Consider the following 11,148-nt stretch of genomic DNA (forward strand, 5'->3'; position numbering starts at 1 on the left):
GGACCTACTCAGTCGATCAAACGATGCTGGACCCATTTGTTGCCGCGGAAGCGCCAAAGGAAAACAATCCCCCGCACGCCCCATTCAATATCCATAGCCAGCCAGACACCAACAATCCCCAGATTGAACACAATGCCCAAAATATACCCTAGCACCACCCGGCACAACCACATGGACAGCATCGAGGTGAGGGACGTAAATTTCGAATCACCTGCTGCTCTAAGCGCAGAGGGTGTAATAAAGGCGATGGACCAGAGCGGGATCTGGGCCAACGTATTAATCAGTATGACAATAAAAATGTCATCTACGATTTCAGCAGGCGGATGAAATAGCCCCACCATCGGCTTGAACAAAGGCATAAGAATGAGGCCCATTACAATAAAAGAAAAAGACGACAGCCAAATAAATGATTTGGTAAACTTTCTGGCATCCTCGACATTTCGACGACCCATACATTGACCGACTACAGTCACAATCGTAAGAGCCAAGGCATTCGCAGGAATTTGGAACACGTTAGCTAGTGATGAGCAAATGGCATTCGTCGCCAACGCATTTGTTCCCAGGCTCACAATGAAAATTTGGGTTAAAATTTTACCCCCATTGAAAAACATCTGCTCTGCTGCAAATGGAAGCCCGATGAACAGAATCTTTTTAAGCATGGCTAGATTAAAATAAAGCATATCTCTAAGCTGAACACGCAAATCGTCATCTACCCTGACCAAATAGATCAACGCGCAGACTGCCCCTGCATATCTGGACACGTTTACGGCAATCGTCATGCCCAGCACACCCATATCCAATACATTAATAAATACTACATTTAGAAGCACGTACGAGAGGTTCATGATGAGAGAAAGAGCCAGCGATGCCCTTGTCTTCCCTATCCCCCTCAGCGCTCCACACACCGCCTCAACGATCGCAATCCCCACGAAAGACATACAGCTTCCCAGCAGATACACCTTACCGTTAGCTAATACATCAGCCGAGGCGGAGCCAAACAGAACACTTAAGATCGGATTGTACAGCAAGATCATAAACAGACTGATAGCTAAGGCCAGCAAGGAAACGGAGGAAATGGTACCGGATGCGGCTTTGGAGACCATCAGGTCGTTACCGCTACCCTTATACTGCGCAACGACAACCGTACCCCCGGTGGATACAGCAACAAACACATTAATCAGGAAAATATTCAGGGAATCAATCATATTCACCGCGCTGACCGCCGCCATACCCGATGAGCTGATCATTGCCGTATTCACCAAATTAAGACCAACAATAAAAGCCTGATCGATCAATAGAGGAATAAATAAAGCAATAATCTGTCGATAATCAATAGACTCTCCCGAAAAATGCCTATTCAGAAAGCCATGTGTTCTTATTCTTACACTCAGTTGACTCATATCATCACATTCTTTTTATCAAATTGAAAAAAACCCTTCAACAGAAGAGCTTCCATGGCGGGAAAATGTATAGAGTTGCAAGGCTAGATGTACCTAGTTCTTGATTTCGTACACTTTTCTCTACATAGAAGTATCACTCCAAAAGAAAATCCTGTCAATGGTTTTGCTCACATTTAAAAATAGAAAAAAACACAAAAACCTGCTCAGTTCAGTGAACAGGTTTTCAGGTAAAATTACATCATTTTCACACAAATGGATTTATGTGAATTAAAATTATCTTCTCGCAATTAAATCCTGTTGAATGGAAGCTTCGTTCTTTTCGAATTTTTTATACAAGAACATAGGAATGATACCGATCAGGAAGACGATAAACGGTAGCCAGATAAAGCTGAACTGAATTCCAGACAACGCAGTAGGCGTTTGGACCTTCCCGGCGATGTAACCGGTGCTGCCCATGATCCATGCCGGCAATAATCCGCCGATTCCGCTACCCGCTTTAATACAGAATGCGCTTCCAATGGAGGTCAGGAATCCACTTGCCCGAATACCATTTTTCCATTCCCCGTAATCGACTGTATCTGATAACATCGCAAACGGCATAGAACATGCAAAGCCTGATCCTAACGCACCAATAATCCAACCAATTATAATGAGGGTTAAGTCCGTACTTCCCATTAAAATCACAACCTGACCCAATGCAGCCAGGATCAATCCAATAATCATGATCGAATTTTTACTTAATTTTCTGGCGAAAAACGGAATCAGAACCATCGAGATCAATTGTAAAGAGGTCAGTCCGTTGATTAAAGGTACCAAGTCCTTGCTATCCAGATTGTATTGCAGATAAAAGATAAGCGTCGCTGAACGGATATTCAATCCAATCCAGTAGCACAAATTAGCAGCTACGACGAGCATCCAGGGCCAGTTTCGTTTGATGGCTGTAAAACTTTTAGCAATCGGAACGGATTTCGTTTTAACCGCTGCATTTTCTCGCAAATCGGTAAACGCTATCAAAAACATGATAACGGCCATGATTCCAAATAAAACGAGCGTTAAGGAAAAACCTTTTTGATCATTCCCCTGTCCAAAGAAGGCAACCAGAGGCAATGTAAACGTCGTAGCTATGAAGAAGCCCACATTCCCCCCGACCATACGGAAGGAGTTCAATACGACGCGCTCGTTAGAGTTCGTGCTCAGGTTAGGCAGAATGGACGTAATGGGCGTACTGATTCCTGTATACAGGATACCGGCTATGATATAAGTGATCGCAGCGTACGCAATTTTTCCAGACTCACTCCAGTTGGGTGTTGTGAACGTAAGAACCATGAACACCGCAAACGGGATACATAACCATAGAAAATAAGGTCTACTCTGCCCGTATTTTGACTTGGTCCGGTCAATCAGGATGCCCCAAATCGGGGCATCAATGGCATCAATGAAGCGGGTGATAAATAGTAATGTCCCGGCAATTCCAATAGAAAGACCGAACACATCGGTATAAAAATATAATAAATAGCTGGAAATGACACAGTATAAAAGATTGCCTGCTGTATCCGTTAATGAATAGCTGATTTTACGATGAAAAGGAACGGTACTGTCTGCTTTCTCGGGTGGTTCCGTACTCACAATTCTCGTGCTCATGATCTCTTCTCTCCCCATAAGAATGAATTATGATTCATAAACCCACACACGCATTTCTCCTTTATCCCGGTTGCACCAGGCGTAGTAAGGAATAGCTGTGATTTGTTGAGAAACCAATTCAGGGGGCTCCGAGCTATATAATGTCGGTGAACCTTTCACCCGATACCCCTCCGTGGTCAGCTTTACAATGCCACCAAGCAGGTTTTCGCTAAACTCTTCGGTAATGAGACTGTCCTTCGGCAATCTTAATCCCGCCAGGTTCTCCCCGTTATCCACTTCTTCCAGACAAAACACGATTGGACCACGTTGGAGAGCGACCTGCTGCTGATTCATGGAGACAAGAGCATTGCTCCGAATCCGTTCGACCGGCATAGCCAAATGCAGGGTTACCACATCACCATCATTCCAGGTGCGCTGAATCTCTGCATAGCCTTTTTCCAGATGATGTAATGAAATGGTTTCGCCATTCACCTTCACCTCTGCCTGCTTGCACCACCCCGGAATCCGCAAAGCCCATGTAAACGAAGTCGGCTCTACTACATGAATCGAAAAGGTCAGATCCGCATCCCATGGATAATGATGAGTTTGTGTAATTTCAACCTTTTGACCGGATAAAACCATGTTTACCTTGCTTGCAATATACAGGTGCGTATACAACGTATCCTCGGTTTGGGTGTACATATTGTCTTCGACCGATGCGATCATGCGGGCCAAATTGGGCGGACAGCACGCACAGAAGAACCATTTTTGCCGTTCTGTTTTTACGTGCTCCTGATCTTTTCTGGATTTTTGAAAAGGATTAACTTCCAGTGGATTTACGTAGAAAAATCGTTTTCCATCCAGGTCCATCCCACTAATTGTTCCATTGTACAGCGCACGTTCCAGCACATCGGCATATTTCCGGTCTGGTGCTAAGCGCAGCATACGATTGGCCCAAAAGGCCAGCCCTACAGAAGCACAGGTTTCACAGTACATGCTGTCATTCGGAAGATCATGACTGCAAGTGAACGCTTCCGCGTTTACAGAAGATCCGATGCCAGCGGTAATATACATTTTTCGGTTCGTCACATCATCCCACAGCGTTTCACAGGCTTTTAAAAGGGAGGCATCTCCTGTCTTCGCAGCCAAGTCTGCCATTGCAATATACAGATACACCGCTCTTACGGCATGACCAACAGCCTCAGTTTGTTCCCGGACAGGCTTGTGTGCCTGCTGGTATTCGAAGCCTAAGCCAAAATTAATGTTGTTATCATCATTCCAGGTGGGCTCTGTTTGAATTTGTTTTCTGTTTTCTCGTTCCTCTTCAAAGTAAATCGGGTGCTGCCCCCGCTGTTCAATAAAATATTCTGCTAATTTGAGATATTGATTCTTTGCAGTTACGTCGTATAATTTGATCAAAGCCAACTCGATTTCTTCATGCCCAGGGTAGCCTTTTCGTTTCCCCTCTTCCGTACCAAAAATCTGCTGGATCAGGTCCACGTATTTCTCCATAATGTGTAGAAACTTCGTTTTGCCTGTCGTTTCGTAATAGGCGACCGCCGCTTCTATAAAATGTCCCGCACAATATAGCTCATGGTTATCGCGTAAGTTGGTCCAACGATTGTTGGGCTCTTTCAGCAAATAATACGTATTCAAATATCCATCTTCAGCTTGAGCTCTTCCCAGCAGCGCAATCACTTCATCCGCCCGTTCTTCAAGCGCAGGGTTCGGATGATCCCTTAAACTAAAGGCCACCGTTTCCAGCCATTTGGCAATATCACTATCTTGGAAAACGGTTCCATAATACTCCCCGCTGGATTCACCAGCCGCAATTTTAAAGTTTTCAATCGCATGACTGGGTTCTGTATCTGGTAACTCATCATTTAATGCTTTCCACTGATAAGGAATGACCTCTTCTGCCACAACCTGCTTATACTTTTTCCAAAATGAATCCTCAATGACGACATGTTTTACTGGCTTAGCTGTTTTCATTGGATAAACATCCCTTCCCGAAAATAGAACGCTTTCATTTTTGAAAAAATAAGGATAAAGTAATGATAAATACCCGACCAAGCTAACCTGGGGTTCCCTTGCTACAGTCCTTATTTTATCAACCTGAACTTATAAAAAAAATCGCGATCTTTAACTAAAAGTTATACGATTTCACACATCAGCATTTTGCATAATTCGATTCCATTTGCTCGCGGGTACATGATATAAACGGACAAAATCATTCCGAATTTATATCATGCTGATTGAAAGCCGCTCTATGGATTTATGCAAAATGCACACACATAAAGGAGCTGACTTCCATGAGCAAAACAAACTTTTTGTCCTTCCTTGTCCCTCCACTTCCTTATTTCATTGAGGGGAATATTACTACATACCAAAAAGGAGATTGGCACCCGAATCGTTATAATCTGGGCTATTTTGACGTTATTATTGTCAAGGAAGGTCTGTTGCACATAGGCGAGGAGGATGAAGCGTGGAAGGTAACTGAAAACTACGCTCTCATTCTTGAACCTGATAAACACCATTTTCCCATTGAGGCATGTACAGAACAAACCTCCTTTTACTGGTTCCACTTTCAAACCAATAGCACATGGTGCGCACAATCCTCGCCCGATCTTATTGTACCTAGCACCCCCATTCCCGAACTGCATTTTCATTCAGAACATACGACCATTCATTTGCCCAAAATTCAAAAAGTGGTGAATCCACATGAGCTATTTTCCAAGCTGGACTACTTGTTATCCTCTACTTTAAAACCTCGAAAGCTGGCACTATGGGAGGCCCAACAGACGTTTGTGAATATTTTTCAAAGTTTGGAGCATGATCAGAATAATAAAGACAGCTCCTCTAAGTTAGCGGAACAGATCGAAATTTACCTGAAACAGAATTACAAAAATGCGATCACCAACAAAGACCTGGAGGCCCATTTTCACGTACATCAAAACTATCTCGCCAGATGCATGAAGACCGCTTTCCACCGTACGCCGCTTGAATATTTAATGGATTATCGTCTGGATCAAGGACGCAGTCTTCTGCTGCAAACCGACTGGTCCGTCCAACAAATCACAGAAGAAACAGGGTTCTCCCAAGCCAGCTATTTTTCCAAATGCTTTAAACAAAAATTCGGTATGTCCCCGAAAAACTATAGGCAACAATATTGGAAGCCGACTCATTGAATCGAAAAATGTACAGGCATTACATCTCCTTTACATTTTTAACATACTCCCGTTATATTGCCCCTTTATACTGAGTCAGCTATAGATTTTACATCGTGAAAAGGGGTATACATATGAAGACAACCAAACTAGCCCTGTTGACAGTCTTGGCCGGGGCTTTGATATCACCTGCTGAAATAACCAAGGCGGCAGACGTTCAGTCATCCGGGTATGCACCGCTGCGAACACAGGCGGAAAAAATGGGAGCGGTCATTACATGGGACAGTGACGACAAGTCTGCTGCGGTCAAGCTGAAAAACGGCATTGTCGGCACCTTTACCGTCGGTGAGAAGACCTATCGTCTGGCAGGCCAAACCGGAGAAGCAGATCGTGAAATCAAGATGGTCGGCGGGAATTTATATCTTCCGGCAAAGCTGCTTGCCACGCTTGAGACAGAAAACAGCAAATATGCTGATCCCAAAGACGCAGTTCCTACCTACAAGGTTACCCCTACTGCTGAGACAGAAGCAGTGGAGGATGGAGATGACGCGGCCGACGATCCTGCTATCTGGCTGAATCCGACCGACCCGGAGAGAAGCAGACTTGTAGCGACCAATAAAGGCGGCGGAATTTTGGTCTATGATCTGCAAGGCAAGCAATTACAGAACTATAAGGTCGGCAAAATGAACAACGTGGATATCCGTTACGGTTTTACACTGGGCGGTAAAAAGATTGATATTGCAGGAGCAACCAATCGCACCAACAACACCGTTGATATCTTTGCCATTGACGGGGTATCAGGAACGTTAACAAACGTGGTTGACCAGCCTATTAAATCATCTATGAAAGAAGTGTACGGATTCAGCTTGTACCATAGCCTCAAGACAGATAAGTTTTACGCACTCGTTTTGGGCAAAGAGGGTGAATTTGAACAATATGAGCTGACGGACAACGGAAATGGCAAAATAGCTGGTAAGCTGGTCCGCCAGTTCAAGCTCGCTACGCAATCCGAGGGCATGGTGGCTGATGATGAATATGGCACGGTCTACATCGCTGAAGAGGATCACGCCATTTGGAAATATGATGCCGAGCCAGACGGTTCCTCCGAGCCGCTACGACGTGTTGATGTTGCAGACGGGCGCAGACTTCAGGATGATATAGAGGGACTTACATTGTATTACGGCAAAGACGGCAAGGGGTATCTCATTGCCTCCAGCCAAGGAAACAGCAGCTATGCGATCTATGAACGACAAAGTGACAATGCTTATATAAGCAACTTTACGATTAGTGCCAGCCCTACAGTCGACGGTACCTCTGTTACAGACGGTATTGATGTTCTTGGCTATGGATTAGGCAAGAACTTCCCGCACGGTATCTTCGTTGTACAAGATGATGAAAATCTTCAAAACGGCAAAAAGCTGAATCAGAATTTTAAAATGGTGCCTTGGGAGCAGATCGCCAAGGGCGCACGCATCCCGCTAACGATAGACGATGGCATTAACCCACGTGAATTGGTGAACAGAAGCACGAAGTAATGCCTGTCAGAAAGTTACGTTCAACATCTGTTAAAAGAAAATAAAGTATTAGACTGGTAACCTCCTATTACGCTATACCAGCTAATAGCATGTCAAGATTACCAGTAAAATGACCATAAATCTTATGTTATAGTTAAAATAGGCAAGTCAAATAACCCTCCATTTCGGACAGCGTTTTGGAAGGTTAAACCAATTGTAATTGTTAAGCCAGACGGAATGCCTTTTTACTTTTCAAGATGGCATGGAGCCAATGAACTAGCTTGTTTGCACATGCGACCAATGCTACTTTATGCGGCTTACCCTCGCTTCTTTTGCGTTCGTAAAATTCTTTGAGTCGAGTGTTGCGAGAACGAATAAGTCCACACTGAACAGCCATCACGAGCGCGTAACGCAACTGCCTGGACCCACGTTTCGTGATTCGGTTTCGAGTTGCTGTAAACTTACCGGAAGCAAAGACACTCGGGTCAATGCCTGCAAAGGCGACTAGCTTTTTAGGATGATCAAATCGGTCGACTTCTCCAATTTCAGATAAAATTGTTGCCGCAATTTTATGCCCAATACCGGGAATCGACTGAATTAATTCATACTCTTCAATTTCTTCAGCCAGAGCATCTATGTTCTGTTCCAATTCAGTAAGATGCTCTTGGTACTGAAGAATGAGGGTAATAAGGACTTTCAAATTGATTAAGTGGCTAGCATACATGGTTTGCTGAAATGGGTTTTGTTTTGCCGCATCTAGCAGTCGTTGAATCCGTTGGTTAATCCAGTCCTCTGAACGCCCTCGTTTCGAAGAAAGCAGTTCTTTCATCTTAGCTTTGAGTGTATTTTCATCTGTCTGCAAAACTGAATATGAGGTTGGGAATTCACTTAAAAACCGTAGTGAAACACCGGAATACATAGCTCCAAAGACGCCTTTGTAAGCCGGGAAAACCTGATCTAAAACAGCTTGGAATTGTAGTTTAGTCTGTACACACATCTTTGAAAGAGAATCATATTGTCTTGTAAGATAGCGCAGATTGAGAAGTTGCACCCCTCTTTTCTTAAAAGGTTCAAACTCTTCCTTGTAGTACAACTCTCCCAATAGGTAAGCGTCAGCAGCATCCGTCTTTACTTTACGAAGTTGAGACTTCCTAAGCCGATTTGAGATGAGCGGATTAATGACAATGTAAACATAGTGATGTTCTTCTAGGAACTGAACAACCGGACTTTGGTAATGGCCGGTTGCTTCTAGAATAAGCAAAGGACGTTGTTTGGATGCAGATTCAACGTCCTTTAAAACTTGATGGAGATTTGCTAAACCATCACGAGTGTGCTCGAAGTGGAATGTCCCTCTGAATGGCTTTCCTCGCGCTAAAAAGGCTTGTCCATGGCTTTCTTCTTTAGAAATATCTAGACCGATAACTGGATTCATTTCATCTCTCCCTGTAAGTTTAGATTTACCGGCATCCCCTAAGGTTCTTCTTGTCGCTCCATAGCATCGCTTGTTATACGGGATCTTACGTCCCAACCAGCCTCAATCATGGTCATGACAAGTAGGGGTGAACACTATAGCGCTCGGGTTCAAGTCCCACGGGCAGGTACGTTCGACCAGGCTACCTTAATCCTCTATGCAAATGAAAAAAGGATCAACCAGAAAGAACTGGTTGATCTCATAATACGAACTGGCAGGTTAGTGACTGAGGGAGAAGGGTACAGAATTGCTCCATCTTCACGGAAAATTGTTCACTTTTCCATTGGCTTTCCATATCTCACTAAAACATGCCAGAGTAATTTTAATTCTTGCAGAACTTCTTTGTAGGTTCCTCTATCGCTCCAATTACTTGGATTTCGTTTCAAGTCCATAGCTGCAGAGCCAATCATATTTACATCAATAAAATCACTTTGCGCAATTCTTTTGGCTAGTGAAGGCATCGAAGGACCTCTAAAATTCATAGGAACCTCATCAACCAAAAGTGTAAAGCCCATGTGCCAGTAAAGATCAACTGAATACTTTAAACATATCTGTTCTAAGATTCGTCCTGTATGGGTGCCCTTAAATGATGGATCGGCAACAAGCATCTTTACGTCTTCTTTAAGAAAAATGTCACCATGAACCTGAGCTTCGATATAGTGGTTAAGATTTCGGTTGGGCTCTTTGTTTGATGGATTTTGGAATGGTTTCTCAAGATTGACGAGCATATGGTCGATTAACTTTCGAACCGTCAGATTTCTTTCACCAATGGCAAAATCACTATAGAACGCATCCCTCATGAGAGCAGCCAAAATGAGGTCAAATTCCTCATACGTCCCCTTTTCCTTGGGGTCTTGGTGAGAATCCAAATAAGTATAAGTGCAACGATGAGAGACCTCAGTGGATAAAAGGAAATAGCATGATCCAAAACGTGGAGCAGGTCCATCGGGATGTAACATGACATTGAGTGCCCCATACTTGGGCCGTTCGCTATTGGTTGAGCCATTTATTTGGTACGCTCCGCCAAACATTTTATTCTCCCAAACGTCACGTTCACCACCTGAAAATGCTGATACACTTCCATTCGATAGGAAAGTCTCAAACTGGCTTTTATAAATTCCCTGCTCAAGTAGTGCTTCAGCAACGCTTTTCATGGTCGGATCTAATCTATCTGGGTGAAAGTGTAGCGCAATACTTGCATGAGATTTTAGTTTAGTGATAGCATCTTCAAATGTCTTCAGCTCGATGCTGGACATTTGAAGGATTTCCCTAATTGTTTGCTCCACCTCATTTTTGCGGCTTCTTGCGTAATTTGTTATATACTCTTGAGCTAATTGCTGAGACCTCGATAATTCCATGGGCAGAAGAGTCCCTTCCCTTTTTATAGAATCATAATACATGATGGACAGTAAGGGAAATTGCAGATAGAGTTATTAAATTAACGGGGAACGTTAGTTCAATAAAACAGCGACAGTCTAGGACTTTATTTTCTTCTGACAACATTCTGACTGTATTATCTTCATAATACCTAAACCTCGTTAATGGTATAATGGAGGTAAAGGAATCGGAGGGATTAGTATCCATTACCAAGCTATTAACCTGAATGAGAAATTATCTAAGTTCAACGATCATTGGTCTCCGAAAGTTATTGGCGAAATGAATGACTATCAATTTAAGCTCGTCAAGATTGTTGGGGATTTTGTATGGCACGATCATCAAGATACCGACGAGGTGTTTATCGTGCTCGAAGGGGAGATGTTCATTGATTTCCGCGATGGTCAGGTGAAAATCTCCCAGGGCGAGATGTTTATTGTCCCAAGGGGAGTCGAGCACAAGCCTTTCGCCGAAAAGGAATGCCATATCATGCTGGTGGAGCCTAGGGGTTTAGTTAACACTGGCGGGACTGAGTCCGAATTAACAGCAGCCAATGATATTTGGATATAGCGTCTGTTAGAATAATGAACTCGTTCGATTAC

General features: G+C 43.6%; 8 protein-coding genes. 3 read left to right on the forward strand and 5 right to left on the reverse strand.

The features are described 5' to 3' along the window. Nucleotides 1-8: 8 nt before the first annotated feature. From QD47_RS04560 to QD47_RS04570, 3 genes are all read right to left on the reverse strand, one after another. A complete protein-coding gene (locus QD47_RS04560; protein WP_044645001.1) occupies nt 9-1,400 on the reverse strand; it encodes an MATE family efflux transporter in 1,392 nt (463 codons plus the stop codon). 273 nt (nt 1,401-1,673) lie between these two features. Further along, on the reverse strand, nt 1,674-3,041 hold the full coding sequence (locus QD47_RS04565) for a glycoside-pentoside-hexuronide (GPH):cation symporter (protein WP_044645002.1): 1,368 nt from the start codon (nt 3,039-3,041) through the stop codon (nt 1,674-1,676). A 27-nt stretch (nt 3,042-3,068) separates the two neighbouring features. After that, nucleotides 3,069-5,012, reverse strand: coding sequence for a glycoside hydrolase family 127 protein (locus QD47_RS04570; protein WP_044645003.1), 1,944 nt, complete (start codon nt 5,010-5,012; stop codon nt 3,069-3,071). 320 nt (nt 5,013-5,332) lie between these two features. On the opposite strand from QD47_RS04570, the gene QD47_RS04575 reads away from it, so the two are divergent. After that, on the forward strand, nt 5,333-6,208 hold the full coding sequence (locus tag QD47_RS04575) for a helix-turn-helix transcriptional regulator (protein WP_044645004.1): 876 nt from the start codon (nt 5,333-5,335) through the stop codon (nt 6,206-6,208). Nucleotides 6,209-6,321: 113 nt separating this feature from the next. Then, nucleotides 6,322-7,722 (forward strand): phytase, encoded by a 1,401-nt coding sequence (locus QD47_RS04580; RefSeq protein ID WP_044645005.1) that lies wholly within the window; start codon nt 6,322-6,324, stop codon nt 7,720-7,722. 202 nt (nt 7,723-7,924) lie between these two features. Here QD47_RS04580 and QD47_RS04585 read toward each other — a convergent pair whose 3' ends face one another. Both QD47_RS04585 and QD47_RS04590 read right to left on the reverse strand, forming a co-directional pair. After that, the gene (locus QD47_RS04585) at nt 7,925-9,133 is read right to left on the reverse strand and encodes an IS110 family RNA-guided transposase (protein WP_044645006.1); all 1,209 of its coding nucleotides are present in this window, start codon (nt 9,131-9,133) and stop codon (nt 7,925-7,927) included. Nucleotides 9,134-9,444: 311 nt separating this feature from the next. Then, complete coding sequence (locus QD47_RS04590) at nt 9,445-10,530, reverse strand: DUF3626 domain-containing protein (protein WP_044645007.1); 1,086 nt, start codon at nt 10,528-10,530, stop codon at nt 9,445-9,447. Nucleotides 10,531-10,750: 220 nt separating this feature from the next. Between QD47_RS04590 and QD47_RS04595 the strand changes: the two genes are divergently transcribed. Beyond that, nucleotides 10,751-11,116, forward strand: a complete 366-nt coding sequence (locus QD47_RS04595; protein WP_044645008.1) for a cupin domain-containing protein — start codon at nt 10,751-10,753, stop codon at nt 11,114-11,116. Nucleotides 11,117-11,148 lie beyond the last annotated feature (32 nt).

This window comes from Paenibacillus terrae (assembly GCF_000943545.1).
Taxonomy (GTDB): domain Bacteria; phylum Bacillota; class Bacilli; order Paenibacillales; family Paenibacillaceae; genus Paenibacillus; species Paenibacillus terrae_A.

Coding starts and splice junctions, on each gene's coding strand:
- QD47_RS04575 (WP_044645004.1), top strand. CDS start 5,333: ATGAGCAAAACAAACTTTTTGTCCTTCCTTGTCCCTCCACTTCCTTAT.
- QD47_RS04565 (WP_044645002.1), bottom strand. CDS start 3,041: ATGAGCACGAGAATTGTGAGTACGGAACCACCCGAGAAAGCAGACAGT.
- QD47_RS04560 (WP_044645001.1), bottom strand. CDS start 1,400: ATGAGTCAACTGAGTGTAAGAATAAGAACACATGGCTTTCTGAATAGG.
- QD47_RS04570 (WP_044645003.1), bottom strand. CDS start 5,012: ATGAAAACAGCTAAGCCAGTAAAACATGTCGTCATTGAGGATTCATTT.
- QD47_RS04580 (WP_044645005.1), top strand. CDS start 6,322: ATGAAGACAACCAAACTAGCCCTGTTGACAGTCTTGGCCGGGGCTTTG.
- QD47_RS04585 (WP_044645006.1), bottom strand. CDS start 9,133: ATGAATCCAGTTATCGGTCTAGATATTTCTAAAGAAGAAAGCCATGGA.
- QD47_RS04590 (WP_044645007.1), bottom strand. CDS start 10,530: ATGGAATTATCGAGGTCTCAGCAATTAGCTCAAGAGTATATAACAAAT.